Source organism: Giesbergeria sinuosa (assembly GCF_042652905.1).
GTDB lineage: Bacteria > Pseudomonadota > Gammaproteobacteria > Burkholderiales > Burkholderiaceae_C > Simplicispira > Simplicispira sinuosa.
In genome coordinates this window covers 199565-214849 of the sequence record NZ_JBHSHJ010000005.1, presented here as the reverse complement: position 1 = coordinate 214849, position 15285 = coordinate 199565, and the positions used below count along the sequence as shown (strand labels likewise).

Below are 15285 nucleotides of genomic sequence, written 5' to 3'. Positions count from 1 at the left end.
ATATCAGAAGTTTTTATCTCCTGTCAAAGCATGGGGTTTTTAATTCCCGCCACCTTGAAATCCTTGCCGCTTACTTAGCACGCTTGGTATCAAACATTGCTTAGTAGCGAAGCCTCGAATTCTACATTAGTTTTTTGCACTGTTGCAAGTGCTTTAAACAAAAAGTGAATTTTCTTTGGCGGCAACACCGTCAGAGGCCGCAATATGGACTTGGTTGCGCCCTGCAGTTTTGGCTGCATACAGTGCCACATCCGCACTGCGGAGCATTTGCTCAAGGGTGGTGGTGCTGGAATGGCGCAACGCTACGCCAATCGACACAGTGAAGTGCAACAAACCACCATCATCTAGAGCGACACGGGCATCTGCCAATGCAGTGCGCAAACGTTCAGCAATTTCTTTTGCAATCTCTAAAGGGGTGTCAGGCAGCAAAATAGCAAATTCTTCTCCCCCCAACCGGGCCAGCACATCGGTATCACGCAATTGCTGAGCCAAGGTACGGGCCATCACCACCAACACTTTGTCTCCTGCGGCATGGCCATAGGTGTCGTTGACTTGTTTGAAGTGGTCGATGTCAATCATGCAAACAACTACTGGGCGATGATGACGGGTGGCCCGAGAAAGCTCACGCACACCTAACTCGAAGAAATGACGCCGATTGCACAGGCCTGTCAGACCATCGGTGTTGGCTTTGCGTTCTAAAGCTTTTTGCAGGCGCTGGATTTCTGTCATGTCTACACAAACAGTGCGACTGGACAGAAATTCGCCCTGTGGACTCATTTCGGCGGTGGCGTTGAGCAAAACAGGCAGGATGCTACCGTCCTTGCGCACCATATCTAGGGCGATATCGCGCAGCTGTCCGGAGACTTTGAGTCGGGTGAAGAGTTTTTTGAAATGGGCGGCACTGGCGGGGGTGAGCAAATCGGTCAGACGCAAACGGTTTTGTACTTCAGCGCGTTCGTAGCCAAGCCAGCCCAGTTCCGTGAGGTTCATGCGAATGATGTACCCGTGGGTATCTAAGGAGTGATAGCCACAAGGTGCCTGATCGTAGAGGGCGGCAATCTCTTGGGCATCTTGTTGTTCGCGGGCACGCTCCACATTGGCATACACCTTGCGTTCAGCCAAGATCCAACTGACGAAAACCAATATAGCCAACAGCACCCCCACTAGGGGGCCATGACTGCGCCAAAGGAAAGGGGTGTCTTCCAAGAAGTCTTGAGGAACCAGAATGACCGATCTCCAGTGGTAGCCTCCCGGTTGGCTGGCCATGACGGTCATGCCTTGGTGGTGCAATACGGCAGCGGGTGGCAAAGGAGAGGCTTCGAATTCCAATGGATGGATGGCATCGAACAGAAATAAGCCTTGGGCTGTCTGTACGGCCCCTGTGCGCTGACGCGACATGGCGGCCCAAACACTTGGATATTGCTGGGCAAAATTGCTTTGTGCCAATGGTATTGCGCTGCCCATGAGGAACGATCCGGGACTGAGCCACTCCCCGGTCGGCCCCACCAACATGGCCTGATGAAAAGGGTTACGGGCCATCACCTTGGCAAAGGCATCCAGCAGTTCGCTGATCTGAAACTCCAGTTGCAGGATACCTGCCTGGCGCTGGCGGCTGTTGAACACGGGCGTGCTGATGCGCAGCACCGTGGCAGGATTGGCACCCGAGGCGGCAACCTGTGATAGGTGGTTCTGCTGCAACAGCGCCACCCGCTCTACCTGTACCAAGGGCTGGCCTTGCAGGTTCTGCACTTGTAGATCGACATAACGCCCATAGTTGCGCACCACTTGTTCCAATGCCAGGGTCAACCGTTGGTGGTGCAATGGATTGGGTTGGTCGAGGAAGTCGGTAAGCACAGCAGAGGTACTGATCACGCCCAGATCACCAGCGACCTCTAAAAACTCTTTATGCACCATGTGGTCGGCGATGCTCAGATAGCCTTGCTCTCTGGCCTCGATCACCTCGACCCGGCTGCGCAGGTAGTTTTCATGCAAAGGCCAGCCCAGCGCCAGTAAAACGCTGATGGCCACGACCAGATATGCTCCAGCCAAACGCAGGACTTGGCGTTTGAAAGCATCTGTTTTTGCACTCATGGGATGTGTGTCCCGAAATCAAAACATGCCAAATTGGCTCCATCTACCTCCAGACAAGACATCAATGCCTTGCAATGGTGTGGTTGTTTCAGGCAAGCAAGATGCTTGCCCACCTGTGCTGACGGTAGTGGCATGGCACCGTGAGGCTCCCACTAAACCTCCCTGGAGCACTCCATGCAATGGTTGTGGCCTGTGTTGTCTGGCTGAACCTTGTCCGCTGGGCATCTGGGTGTCTGGACGACGTACAGGGGCGTGCCGTGCCTTGCTCTGGGATGATGCCTTAAGACGCTACCAATGTGGATTGTTGACAGACCCAACAAGGATTACGGGGTGGCGGCATCCTTGGCTACTGCACTGGTGCCGCCGCTTGGCCCAACGCTGGATTGCTGCTGGCACCGGCTGTGATGCCGATATTGAATGGGAAACAATTTCATCTACTGGGACAATCGAATCCAAAGCCCCAAGTGATAACGCAACAGAAACGACAAACAGATCACAAACAGGTACTAATCCAGACGATAGAACGGTGGCTTCTCCGTTTACCATGCCAAAGAAACAGGCAGGAGTAGGCCTGTCCCTATCGAAGGAGAAGCCGGATGACATTCATGCCGTGGAATGATGCGATTGCTGTGGGCATCCAAGAGGTAGATGAGCAGCATCGCTGGCTGGTGGACTTGATCAACGAGTTGCACGATGCATTGACTGCAGAGACCCCTGACAGGGCTGCTGTTGGTCATGTGCTGGAAGGGCTGATGGACTACACCATGAACCACTTCATCATGGAGGAGGAATGGTTTGAGCGACACGCCTACCCAGATATCGGGGCACACAAGGCACAACACAACCGTTTTACTGGCACCATCATGAACGCACTGACCGATTTTGAAGACGGTCAGCATGTGCCTTATGAACTGATGGAGTTTTTGAAGCACTGGCTGTTGGAGCACATCATGCGCACCGATAAGGCTTATGTGCCGTTCTTGCAGGCCCAGGGCATTACCTGAGGGCACGCACCATTGTTGTGGTGGTGCGGCGTTTTTGTTCTAGGAAAGTGCGCAACTCCTTGTCGTTGCGCCGGATGTGCAGCGACAGCCAATCGCGCAAGGCTGTGGATAACTCCGAGGCTACTGTGATGCTGCCTCCTTGGTGCTTGCGTTGAAGTCGCCGCAGCTGGGCTACAAACAATGCGTGGCCCTGTTTGTGACGCTCCAAATCTGGAAATTTGGCCTGTTCCATCTGCTGCTCTTCATGGCGCAGGTGTTCTTCTGTGTCGGCAATGATCTGCGCCAGCAATGCTTCCACGATTTCGTTGCCACGCCCTTCGCTGGTGGCTGTATGCAATGTGTTGACCTGTTCCACCAGTTTGCGATGGTCCTCGTCAATGGGGCCATTGTCGATGACCATGTCATCGGCCCAGACAAAATAAGCCATTTTGGTCTCCTCTTGGGTGGTGCGCAACAGCCATCAACGCTGTAGCACCAGTGACTCGGAGGGTACACCACCCAAACGGAAGACGCTGGCAGTATGAACCAGTGTATGGGCCTGTTGCTCTAGGGCTTGGGCAGCAGCGGCTGCTTCTTCCACCAGCGCCGCATTTTGCTGTGTGACCTGATCCATCTGCACCATAGCTTGGTTGATTTGATCGATGCCTTGGGTCTGATCCTGACTGGCCATACTGATCTCACGCATGATGTCGGCCACCCGGCGCACACTCACCACGATCTCATCCATCGTGCTGCCCGCTTGTTCCACCAGCGTACACCCCGCACTCACGTTCCCCACCGACGCCTCTATCAAATCCTTGATCTCTCGTGCCGCCGTCGCCGACCTCCCCGCCAAATTCCTCACCTCGCTCGCCACCACCGCAAAACCCCTGCCCTGCTCTCCCGCCCGCGCCGCCTCTACCGCTGCGTTCAACGCCAAAATATTGGTCTGGAAGGCAATGCCGTCAATCACTCCAATAATGTCGGCTATCTTGCGTGAGGAGTCATTGATCGCCTCCATCGTGTGAACCACTTGGGCGACCACAGCCCCACCTTTGACCGCCACCTGCGCCGCCGATTCAGCCAAGGTGTTGGCGTGTTTTCCACTATCAAAGTTTTGTTTGACGGTGCTGGCCAGCTCTTGCATGGACGCAGCCGTTTGCTGTAGGGCACTGGCCTGCTCTTCGGTACGCGAGGAGAGGTCTTGGTTGCCAGCAGCAATCTGCCCAGTGGCAATCGCGATGGTGTCACTGCCACTGCGCACTTCAATCACTATGCGAGACAGGCCGGCGTTCATCTCTTGTAAGGCTTGGAGCAATTGCCCTGTTTCGTCAGTGGAATGCACTGTAATGTGGCTGCTCAAATCACCAGCCGCAACGGCCTGGGCTACTTTCACGGCACTGCGCAATGGCATGGTGATGGAACGTGTGATCCAAACGGCCAGTACTACCGCACTGAACAAACCGATTGCGCCCAGCCCCAACAGCAACACGCGCCCAGTATGGGCTTGGTCGCGGGCAATGGCCCCGCTTTGCACTACCAGTTGCTGCTCTAGCTTGGCCAACGCATCAACACGTTGTTGCACGGTGTTGAGCGCAGGCAGCGTATGGGTGTTCATTTCTAAGGCGGCTTCGTCCAACCGCCCGGCATCCACCAGCTCATTGAGTTTGGCCTGCGAAGTGACGTAACGCGCCCGCGCTTGCTCGGCTTCTGTCAGTAGTGCCTTGGCTGCAGGCAGCTCTACCAGCTCTTGTAGCTTTTTGAAGGCTTGCAAGAATGCCTCACGCCCAGCCAAGATGTCGGCACGCATTTTGGCCCGATGGGCAGCATCGGGGGCCGTGACAATTTCAATAGTGCGGCGGGTATTGGCTAAAGCAATGGTGCTCAGGGTGTTGGCAGCATCCGCTTTGACCCACTCGATTTCAATCAGATGACGATTGGCCTCAGCCACATCGGTCAGGCGCAACAAACCCACCACCACCATGCACAGCATCATGGTGATGAGCAAACCAAATCCGAGCGCCAGACGGGTGCCAATCAGCAGACTGCGCCTGGGTGGCGGGGATATAGGTGGCATAAGGACTTCCTTGGAAAGAGTCAAACGGAAAAGTGCAAGTCAAAAAGAGCCCGCATTTTTGCATTGCAAAACAAGATTGCACCCCTGTCCATAAACATCAAACCTGATCCAACGCACAAAAGCTGCCGATTTCTACACGCTGTATTTCAAAGACCTCGCCCCTTAACCAATGCCATGATCTGGGCGGCATCCAACGTAGATGCTTTTTGTTGAATTTGTGGTAGATACTGGGTTTGTAGTTGTTTGGCCGGGGCCAGCAGGTCTTGGTAGCTTGAGCGCAGCACATTGGTGCTCATGCTGCGTCCACCCGCGTAGTAACGCTTGGCCAACTGGCCTAAGGCATAAGTGGTAGCAAACGAAAAAGCCATGCCGGTGGCAGTGCTGCCAAGCTTACCTGCCGTTTTACCCAGTGCCTTGCCCAACATCCCCCCCATCAGTTTGCGACCAAACTGCTCCAAGTACTGCGAAGTCAGCCCCACACCAGCTGCGGCAATAAACTCTTTGATGTGACCGGTGTCCAGTTCGACACCATGTGCCTTGCCAATGGCATAGACCATTTTGATTTGCAACGGAATGATGGCCATAGAAGCCCAAGATTGGGGCAGCAACTCCAGCGCACCATTCAGGATGGCGTAATGGAGGATGCTTTTGTCCAGATCAGCCTCTGATGGCCGCACTGTAGTGACCGGCAGGGGGGCAGGAGTCGCTGCGGAGGCAACCACTGCAGCAGCAGCAGTTGCTGCTGCTGCTGCCGGAGTCTGCCATTGGGCGAACAGGCCGGTGCCTGGCAAAGGTGTATTGGCTGCCGCTGGGACAACTGCTGGTGGTGCAGGCACAGATGCCGCCCAAGCGGCCACACTGTCTGCCTGGGACTCAAAAGCCTGCACAGACTCGGCAGGTAAACCCAATTGGTGGCGCAGATCTGCCAAAAACAGTCGCTCGGCTTGGCTTTGACTGCCATCTGCATCGCAGACACACACGGCCATCTCATAAGCCAATTGGCGGTGGGCTGGATCACTCAAGGCCTGTACCGCGCCAGCCACTGACACCCGCCGCAATAGCACGTCTTGGTACAACGAGGTGAGTGGGTGAGCACCTTGGGTGTCGGAGAGAGACTCTGCCATTTGACGAATGGTCTCGCGCTCACTGTCGGCTTTATGACCATCAGCAAAAGCGGCGTACAAGGCAATGGTCAACAAGGCTCGCTGTTGTTCGGGATTCATCTGCAAAACTCCTGTGGCAATGGAACGAATCGGGATGGCTGCCATGATGACATGCCCCATAGCGCCTCAGAGACCAGACCCAGGGGAGTGGTTCCACTACACCACCGAATCACATGCGGCCCATAGCGATAATGCGCCCATGCCAAACCGCTGGAAACCCAATGTCACCGTGGCTGCCATCATCGAGCGCGACGGAAAATTCATGCTGATCGAGGAGAACACTGCCGATGGCCTGTGTTTGAACAACCCTGCCGGGCATTTAGACCCCGGAGAGTCTCCCATGGCTGCCTGCGCCCGTGAAGTGCTGGAAGAGACAGCGTACGATTTCACCCCCACAGGGCTGGTAGGGGTGTATCTGAACCGTTTTACCCGTACGCGCACCGGGCATGACATCACCTACCTGCGGTTTGCCTTTTGCGGCACGCTAGGACAGCATCATCCTGACCAACCTCTGGATGAAGGCATCGTCGGCCCCGTCTGGATGACACTGGAAGAGCTGCGGGCCAGCACCGAGCGCCACCGCAGCCCGCTGGTGCTGCAATGTATTGAAGACTATTTGGCAGGCCAGCGCCACCCGGTAGATCTGATCCATACCGATGCCAGTGTGCTCACCCACCCCCACGCACGCAACATGGAAGGCACCCCATGAGCAAGCAACGTGTGGTCGTTGGCCTGAGTGGTGGCGTGGATTCGGCCGTGACGGCCTATCTGCTGAAACAGCAAGGGCACGAGGTAGTCGGCATCTTCATGAAAAACTGGGAAGATGATGACGACAGTGAATACTGCTCGTCAAACATCGATTTTGTAGATGCAGCGGCAGTGGCCGACGTGATTGGCATTGAAATCGAGCATGTCAACTTTGCAGCAGAGTACAAAGACCGGGTTTTTGCCGAGTTTCTGCGCGAATACCAAGCAGGACGCACACCCAACCCAGATATTCTGTGCAATGCCGAGATCAAGTTCAAGTCGTTCCTAGACCACGCCATGCGGCTAGGAGCAGAAAAGATTGCCACCGGCCACTACGCCCGCGTGCGCCAAAACCAAGACACAGGGCTGTTTGAACTGCTCAAGGGACTAGACCCCAGCAAAGACCAAAGTTATTTTTTGCATAGGCTCAACCAAGCACAGTTGGCAAAGACGTGGTTTCCGGTGGGTGAACTGCACAAGACCGAGGTGCGCCGGATTGCCGAAGAGATTGGCCTGCCCAATGCCCGAAAAAAGGACTCTACGGGAATTTGCTTCATTGGTGAGCGGCCTTTCCGGGAGTTTTTGAACCGCTACATTCACCATGCACCCGGCCCTATCTGGGACGAACGGGGCCGCAAAATCGGCCAACATGTGGGCCTGAGCTTTTACACCTTGGGCCAGCGCCAAGGACTGGGCATTGGGGGCATCAAAGAACAAGGTGCCCAACGAGGTGGTGGAGAACACCAACCGTGGTTTGTCGCACGCAAAGAGCTAGACAAAAACGTACTGCGGGTGGTGCAAGGCCACGACCATCCTTGGCTTTTATCGCACCAACTGACAGCACAAGAGGCCAGCTGGACAGCAGGCCACCCCCCTGCGGCAGGCGTCTATGCCGCCAAGACACGCTACCGCCAGCAAGATACCCTCTGCTCACTAGCCCCCACCAACGCTCAACACTTTGCCTTGGACTTTACCGACGCCCAGTGGGCAGTCACGCCAGGGCAATCGGCGGTGCTGTATGACGGTGATGTCTGTTTGGGTGGTGGCGTGATTGCCACCGTCAGCACCTCTTAAACAGGTGCGTTTCAGAAGGGGATGTCATCGTCCTCGAAGTTACCACCAAAACCGGCATCTGGACGCGCAGGCGGTGCCATAGGAGCAGGAGCTGCTGGGGCAGGGCGTGCAGCCGGGGACGCCATACGGGGTGCAGCTGGTGCGGCACGACGTGGGGCATCGTAACCGCCAGCATCGCTGGCGTAACCGTCGTCTCCTTGTGGGCCAGCACCGCCCATGCCCTGACGACTGCCCAGCATCTGCATCTGGTCGGCACGAATTTCGGTACTGTATTTTTCTACGCCTGTAGGGTCAGTCCACTTACGGGTGCGCAGGGAGCCTTCCACATAGACCTGCGAACCTTTGCGCAGATACTGCCCAACGATCTCAGCCAGACGGCCATTAAAAACCACGCGGTGCCATTCGGTGTGCTCGCGGGTTTCTCCTGTTTGCTTGTCTTTCCACTTATCGGTGGTGGCGATGGTGACATTGGCCACCTGATCGCCGTTGGGGAAAGTACGCATTTCTGGGTCACGGCCCAGGTTGCCGACGATGATCACTTTGTTGATGGATGCCATGCTGCTTTACCTTGAAAGGAGAGGGTGCGCGACGCGCCAAACGGCTGATTGTGCCGCATAAGGCTTCTGTTCCAACCGTCGTTTTCCGTGCACAGCCTACCTTACTCTGGCACCCGCCCCACAAGACGCAAAGGCCAAGTCCACAACAGCCACAGCAGCGTTAACACAGTGGTGACTGTAAACAACAAAGCAGCTCCTCCACCTTTGAGCAAAACTCCACCCAGCACTCCACCAGCAAACAAGCCCAAGGATTGCAGCGTGTTGTACACCCCTAATGCTGCACCACGCATCTGTGCCGGTGCCATGCGTGATACCAGACTGGGCTGGCTGGCCTCCAAAGCGTTAAAGCCACAAAAGAACACCAACAACAACCCACCCAACACCCACAGCGAAGGCATCTGGACACTGGCAGCCATCCAGCCTAGCCCAACCTGCACCAACAGCACCAGAGCAATCGCGCCCAACAAAGCCGCACGCAGATGGCCACGCCGCTCCAACGCGAACAAGCCCCCCAGAAACAAAAAGGACACCAACACCGCAGGCAAATACACTTGCCAATGCAACCCTTTGGCCAATCCTGCCTGCACCAGCAAGGCAGGCACCGCCACCCACATAGCCATCTGTACCGTGTGCAGTGCAAAAACACCCAAATTCAGACGCAACAACGCAGGGTGTTGCCAAACATCGACCAGACGGCCACGGGCAGCCTCTTGGTGCTGTACTGGCTCCGGCGGCACCCACCAAACCACAATAGCCACACCACACAGTGCCAAAGCACCAGTGAGACCAAATAAACCCCCCAGGCCTATCTGGGAGGCCAACAGGGGAGCCAACACCAGAGCCAGTGCAAACATCAGGGCGATCCCTCCCCCGATCAATGCCATCGCTTTGGTGCGAACCACATCACGGGTCTGATCGGCCAACAAGGCCGTGACAGCCGCTGACACGGCACCTGCCCCCTGAAACGCTCTGCCCCACAACAAGCCCATCAGGCTATCGGCCCCAGCCGCCCAAAAACTGCCCACCGCAAACACCAGCAGGCCCAACACGATGATGCGCTTGCGACCAAAACGGTCCGATGCCATACCCAAGGGCAATTGCAGACAAGCTTGCGTCAAGCCATAGATGCCCATCGCCAACCCGACCAGTGCAGGGTCATCGCCACCGGGGTAATGGCGCGCTTCAATCGCAAACACGGGCAGCACCAAAAACAGGCCCAACATACGCAAGGCAAAAATCAGTGCCAGCGAGACACTAGAGCGGCGCTCCAGTGCCGTCATCAAGGCACGCACCGGCTTGTCCGAAGCCGCTACAGAGGGAGAAGAAGAAGGAGAAGAAGACACAGTGGGTTCTCAGACGCGGGCAGCACACCCGGCACGACAGACAACAGCCGCCAAAGGGGGTGATTGTGCGCGAAGCGCCGATTGGATGCCTTGGGCCTATGGGCTGTCCCTATCATGGTCAGCTTTGGTCCGCCTGCCACATCTACCGTGAACGCACTTTCCCTCCCCCCCTCAGACAACCCTGCTTTTCCCACTGAAGAAGGCCGCCCACTGGCGGCTGCCCTGGCCCGGCACCACTGCATCAGCATCCGAGGGGCGCGCACGCACAACCTAAAAAACCTTGATCTCGACATCCCGCGTGAACAATTGGTGGTCATCACCGGGCTCTCAGGCTCAGGCAAATCGAGTCTGGCTTTCGACACCCTCTATGCCGAAGGCCAGCGCCGTTATGTGGAAAGCCTGTCTACCTATGCCCGCCAATTTTTAGGGAGGCTAGACAAGCCTGATGTGGACTGGATTGAGGGACTGTCTCCTGCCATCGCCATCGAACAAAAAGCCACCAGCCACAATCCACGCTCCACGGTGGGTACGGTGACAGAAATCCACGATTACCTGCGCCTACTCTATGCACGGGCCGGCACCCCCCACTGCCCTGAGCACGGTCAGGCACTGACAGCACAAACCATCAGCCAAATGGTAGACACCCTGCTGGCACTACCCGCAGACACCCGCTTGATGGTGCTGGCCCCCATAGCACGCCAGCGCAAAGGCGAATTCACCGAACTGTTCAAAGAGATGCAGGCCCGCGGCTATGTCCGCTTTCGGGTGGATGGGCAGATTTACACGCACGAGCAATTGCCCCCGCTGAAAAAAACAGAGAAACACGATGTGGATGTGGTGATCGACCGGCTCAAGGTGCGCCCCGAAGTGCAGCAACGGCTGGCCGAGAGCTTGGAGACCGCGCTGCGTGTGGCCGGCCCAGATGCCAGCGGACAAGTGCTGGCGCTGGAAATGGATACGGGCAGCGAGCACCTGTTGAGCAGCCAGTTTGCCTGTCCGGTGTGCCACTACACCCAGCCCACACTAGAGCCTCGTCTGTTCTCCTTCAATGCCCCATTAGGGGCTTGCCCAAGCTGCGATGGCATTGGCCACAGCGAAGTATTTGATGCGACACGGGTAGTGGCTTTTCCCTCTCTGAGTTTAGCCAGTGGAGCCATCCACGGTTGGGATCGGCGCAACAGCACTGGCTTTGCCTTGTTAGAGAGTTTGGCCCAACATTACGGCTTTGATCTGGAAACCCCATTTGCTGCCTTGCCAAACACCGTACAACAGGTGATCTTGTATGGCTCGGGCCATGAATCCATTGCCTTTCGATATTTTTTGGGCAGTGGCACCCACAAAGGGCAAGCCATCGTCAAGCAACATCCGTTTGAAGGCATCTTGCCCAACATGGCACGGCGCTGGCGCGACACCGACTCCAGCGCCGTGCGTGAAGAATTGGCCCGCTGGCGCAGCACCCAACCCTGCCCCGACTGCCTAGGGGCACGCTTGCGCCGCGAAGCCCGGCACGTCAAAGTGGGCCACGGCCCCCAAGCCCGAGCCATCCAAGACATCAGCCACAGCACATTGGCCGAGGCCCATGCTTGGTTTTCTGGCCTACAACTATCGGGTACCAAGGCCGAGATTGCCGCCCCGATAGTGCGCGAAATTCTGACCCGTCTGCAATTTCTCAATGATGTAGGCCTGAACTATCTCAGCCTAGGCCGCAGTGCCGAAAGCCTGAGCGGTGGCGAAGCCCAGCGTATCCGGCTGGCTTCACAAATTGGCTCGGGCCTGACGGGCGTAATGTATGTACTGGATGAACCCAGTATCGGCCTGCACCAACGAGACAACGACCGCTTGATTGCTACCTTGCAACACCTGCGCAACATTGGCAACAGCGTGATTGTGGTGGAACACGACCAAGACATGATGCGCGCGGCCGACCACATCATCGACCTGGGGCCGGGCGCTGGGATGCACGGAGGACAAGTCATGGCACAAGGCAGTTACGAGCAAGTGCGTGCCAATCCCCAATCGCCTACCGGACGCTATCTGGCAGGTACACAATCCATTCCTGTGCCCATGCGGCGTACGCCACCCAAGGCCACACAGCAATTGCGCCTCATTGGTGCTCAAGGCAACAACCTGCAAAACATCAGTGTGGATTTTCCGGTGGGCCTGCTCACCTGCGTGACAGGTGTTTCCGGCTCTGGCAAAAGCACACTGGTCAATGACACTCTGCACAAAGCCGTTGCCCGACAGCTTTATCGCGCCCACGACGAACCAGCCCCCCACGAGGCTCTCGAAGGCATGGACTACTTCGACAAAGTCATTAACGTCGATCAATCCCCCATAGGCCGCACCCCACGCAGCAACCCAGCCACCTATACCGGCCTGTTTACCCCAATCCGCGAACTGATGGCCGAAACCCACACCGCCAAAGAGCGTGGCTATGGCCCTGGGCGCTTTTCCTTCAATGTGGCCGGTGGCCGCTGCGAAGCTTGCCAAGGCGATGGCGTGGTGAAGGTCGAAATGCACTTTCTGCCCGATGTCTATGTGCCCTGCGATGTCTGCCACGGCCAACGCTACAACCGCGAAACCCTAGAAGTGCAATGGAAAGGCCGCCACATTGCACAAATTCTGGAACTCACGGTAGAAGACGCATACGCTTTCTTCAAAGACGTACCCAGCATTGCCCGCAAACTCCGCACTTTGCTAGATGTTGGTCTGAGTTATATCCGCCTCGGACAAAGCGCCACAACGCTCTCAGGCGGAGAAGCACAGCGCGTCAAGTTGGCACAAGAACTGAGCAAGCGCGACACAGGCAGAACCCTTTATATCCTGGATGAACCCACCACTGGGCTGCACTTTGCTGACATTGCCTTGCTGCTTCAGGTGTTGCACCAATTGCGTGATGCGGGCAACACCATTGTGGTGATTGAGCACAACCTCGACGTCATCAAAACCGCCGATTGGCTGATCGACATGGGGCCAGAGGGCGGAGCCGGTGGCGGCACTGTGGTCGCCACCGGCTCCCCTGAAGCCTTGGCAGCCCATCCTGACAGCCATACTGGACGCTACTTGCGCAGCTACTTGTAAGCAAATGAAACCATTTTGCCTGTGGATAACCCTGTGGAAATTTTTTGAATAACTATGCAGTTACCCACAGGGTAGTGAACTTCTCCAAAGTTGTTCATTTTTCGGACACAGGAAAACAAGGGTGGTTTCCACAGGGTTATCCACTGACTAAGTCACTGATTTATAAAGAAAAAGTTCACTTATCCACAGAAAAACGGTTCCTTCTACTACTACTACTAAATATATACATAAGAAAAAAGATAACAACCTGGGATAACTTTTGTGGGGAATTCCAGCCCCAAGACAGGCGCTACACCCCTTGTGCTTAACCCTATTGGCCTGCCAAACAAACTTGCTTTTGCTATAGTGGCCCCATGCGCCGATTTGCCACAGCTTGCGGGCGCTCTATAAATCCAGCTAAAGACAGACCGACAGCTTTGCCCGGCCCCGTTTTTAGCGTTGCCGGGCTTTTCTATGTCGTTCATCGCCACCCCTGAATTTCTGCACTTTCCACAGGCGCTGTCATTGCAAAGCGGTGCCCGTATCCGTGACTACACACTGGCTTACGAGACTTATGGCACCTTGAATGCGGAGCGTTCCAATGCCGTCTTGGTCTGTCATGCCCTGAACGCTTCGCACCACGTAGCAGGTGTCTATGCGGGTCAGGAAAAAAGCGAAGGTTGGTGGAACAACATGATTGGCCCTGGCAAGCCAGTCGATACCAATCGGTTCTTTGTCATTGGCATCAACAACCTGGGCTCTTGCTTTGGCTCCACTGGCCCCATGCATACCAACCCAGAGACAGGTCAGGTCTATGGCTCAGACTTCCCAGTGGTCACAGTGGAGGACTGGGTCAATGCCCAGGCCCGTTTGTTGGACTGCTTGGGGGTGCAGCAGTTGGCCGCCGTGCTGGGGGGTAGTTTGGGCGGTATGCAAGCATTGAGCTGGACACTGCAATACCCTGAGCGGGTGCGTCACGCGGTGGTGGTGGCCAGTGCGCCCAACCTCAATGCAGAAAACATTGCCTTCAATGAAGTGGCCCGGCGGGCCATCGTGACCGATCCAGACTTCCACGGTGGTCACTTCTACCAACACGGTGTGGTGCCCAAACGCGGGTTGCGTATCGCCCGCATGATTGGTCACATCACTTATTTGAGTGACGATGTGATGAACGAGAAGTTCGGGCGCCAATTGCGCGAGGGCTTGGAGCTGAAATACAGCACCCAAGACATCGAATTCCAGATTGAGAGCTATTTGCGCTACCAAGGTGACAAGTTCAGTGAGTACTTTGACGCCAATACCTATTTGCTCATCACCCGTGCCTTGGATTACTTTGATCCAGCCCGTGCGTTTGGTGGTGACTTGAGTCAAGCCCTGGCGCGGGCTACGGCCCAATTCTTGCTGGTGAGCTTTAGCACTGATTGGCGGTTTTCGCCACAGCGCAGCCGCGAGATCGTGAAGGCGCTGTTGGATAACCGGCGTGATGTGAGCTATGCCGAGATTGATGCCCCCCATGGGCATGATGCTTTTTTGCTGGACGATGTTCGTTACATGAACCTCATCGGCGCTTATTTCCAGCGCATTGCCAAGGAGTTTGCATGACCGAAAAAGCCACTATGCAGGCCATTGCAGCTTTGGTGCCTGCTGGTTCGCGCGTGCTCGATTTGGGTTGTGGTGATGGCGTCTTGCTCGACTACTTGCAACGTGAACGTGGCTGTAGTGGATATGGCATTGAGATCGATGATGCCAATGTGTTGGCCTGCGCGCGCCGGGGGGTCAATGTGATCCAGCTGAACCTGGAGGAGGGGCTGGCGATGTTTGCCGACAACTCGTTCGATGTCGTGCTGCAGATTGACACCCTGCCGCACCTGCGCAATGCCGAGACCATGCTGCGCGAGACCGCTCGTGTAGGGCAGGCCGGTATTGTGGCCTTTCCCAACTTTGCCCATTGGCCCAACCGGCTGTCAGTGCTGCGCGGCCGTATGCCCGTGACCCGCCGCTTGCCTTACCAGTGGTATGACACACCCAATATCCGCGTGGGTACCTATGCCGACTTTGCCGTGTTGGCACAGAAGAACCAGTTGCATATCTTGGATGCCTTTGGCTTGCAGAATGGGCAGAAGGTGCGTTTTTTACCCAATGTTCGAGCCAGCACAGCGGTATTCCATCTGCGGCGTGACGTGGGCTGAA

The 15285-nt window shown here is 56.1% G+C and carries 13 protein-coding genes; 7 read left to right on the top strand and 6 right to left on the bottom strand.

What is annotated here, in order from left to right:
* Positions 1-153 precede the first annotated feature (153 nt).
* Positions 154-2091 (bottom strand): GGDEF domain-containing protein, encoded by a 1938-nt coding sequence (locus ACFO6X_RS08900; protein ID WP_382432156.1) that lies wholly within the window; start codon positions 2089-2091, stop codon positions 154-156.
* A gap of 367 nt (positions 2092-2458) precedes the next feature.
* On the opposite strand from ACFO6X_RS08900, the gene ACFO6X_RS08895 reads away from it, so the two are divergent.
* Together ACFO6X_RS08895 and ACFO6X_RS08890 are read left to right on the top strand one after the other, a co-directional pair.
* Complete coding sequence (locus ACFO6X_RS08895) at positions 2459-2710, top strand: hypothetical protein (protein WP_382432154.1); 252 nt, start codon at positions 2459-2461, stop codon at positions 2708-2710.
* Positions 2688-3095: a bacteriohemerythrin gene (locus tag ACFO6X_RS08890; RefSeq protein ID WP_382432152.1), complete on the top strand. Its 408-nt coding sequence runs from the start codon at positions 2688-2690 to the stop codon at positions 3093-3095. The genes ACFO6X_RS08895 and ACFO6X_RS08890 overlap by 23 nt, the downstream gene beginning before the upstream one ends.
* Here the strand turns inward: ACFO6X_RS08890 and ACFO6X_RS08885 are convergent.
* The 3 genes from ACFO6X_RS08885 to ACFO6X_RS08875 form a co-directional block, all read right to left on the bottom strand.
* Positions 3088-3522 carry a bacteriohemerythrin gene (locus ACFO6X_RS08885; protein ID WP_382432150.1) on the bottom strand — a complete coding sequence of 145 codons (435 nt, stop codon included), beginning with the start codon at positions 3520-3522 and terminating at the stop codon, positions 3088-3090. The genes ACFO6X_RS08890 and ACFO6X_RS08885 overlap by 8 nt on opposite strands.
* A gap of 33 nt (positions 3523-3555) precedes the next feature.
* On the bottom strand, positions 3556-5151 hold the full coding sequence (locus ACFO6X_RS08880) for a methyl-accepting chemotaxis protein (RefSeq protein WP_382432148.1): 1596 nt from the start codon (positions 5149-5151) through the stop codon (positions 3556-3558).
* 146 nt (positions 5152-5297) lie between these two features.
* A complete protein-coding gene (locus ACFO6X_RS08875; protein WP_382432146.1) occupies positions 5298-6374 on the bottom strand; it encodes a DUF533 domain-containing protein in 1077 nt (358 codons plus the stop codon).
* Positions 6375-6513: 139 nt separating this feature from the next.
* On the opposite strand from ACFO6X_RS08875, the gene ACFO6X_RS08870 reads away from it, so the two are divergent.
* Both ACFO6X_RS08870 and mnmA read left to right on the top strand, forming a co-directional pair.
* Positions 6514-7023 carry an NUDIX hydrolase gene (locus ACFO6X_RS08870; protein ID WP_382432144.1) on the top strand — a complete coding sequence of 170 codons (510 nt, stop codon included), beginning with the start codon at positions 6514-6516 and terminating at the stop codon, positions 7021-7023.
* Positions 7020-8135, top strand: coding sequence for a tRNA 2-thiouridine(34) synthase MnmA (gene mnmA, locus ACFO6X_RS08865; RefSeq protein WP_382432142.1), 1116 nt, complete (start codon positions 7020-7022; stop codon positions 8133-8135). The genes ACFO6X_RS08870 and mnmA overlap by 4 nt, the downstream gene beginning before the upstream one ends.
* Before the next feature lie 11 nt (positions 8136-8146).
* On the opposite strand, the gene ssb is transcribed toward mnmA, so the two are convergent.
* Together ssb and ACFO6X_RS08855 are read right to left on the bottom strand one after the other, a co-directional pair.
* Entirely contained in the window at positions 8147-8692 is a 546-nt protein-coding gene (ssb, locus tag ACFO6X_RS08860) for a single-stranded DNA-binding protein (RefSeq protein ID WP_382432140.1), read from the bottom strand.
* 101 nt (positions 8693-8793) lie between these two features.
* Positions 8794-9972, bottom strand: coding sequence for an MFS transporter (locus ACFO6X_RS08855; RefSeq protein WP_382432164.1), 1179 nt, complete (start codon positions 9970-9972; stop codon positions 8794-8796).
* A gap of 210 nt (positions 9973-10182) precedes the next feature.
* Between ACFO6X_RS08855 and uvrA the strand changes: the two genes are divergently transcribed.
* The 3 genes from uvrA (at position 10183) to metW (ending at position 15284) form a co-directional block, all read left to right on the top strand.
* Positions 10183-13116: an excinuclease ABC subunit UvrA gene (gene uvrA / locus ACFO6X_RS08850; RefSeq protein ID WP_382432138.1), complete on the top strand. Its 2934-nt coding sequence runs from the start codon at positions 10183-10185 to the stop codon at positions 13114-13116.
* Positions 13117-13569: 453 nt separating this feature from the next.
* On the top strand, positions 13570-14697 hold the full coding sequence (gene metX, locus ACFO6X_RS08845) for a homoserine O-succinyltransferase MetX (protein ID WP_382432136.1): 1128 nt from the start codon (positions 13570-13572) through the stop codon (positions 14695-14697).
* Positions 14694-15284 (top strand): methionine biosynthesis protein MetW, encoded by a 591-nt coding sequence (gene metW / locus ACFO6X_RS08840; protein ID WP_382432134.1) that lies wholly within the window; start codon positions 14694-14696, stop codon positions 15282-15284. The genes metX and metW overlap by 4 nt, the downstream gene beginning before the upstream one ends.
* Position 15285: the final 1 nt, after the last annotated feature.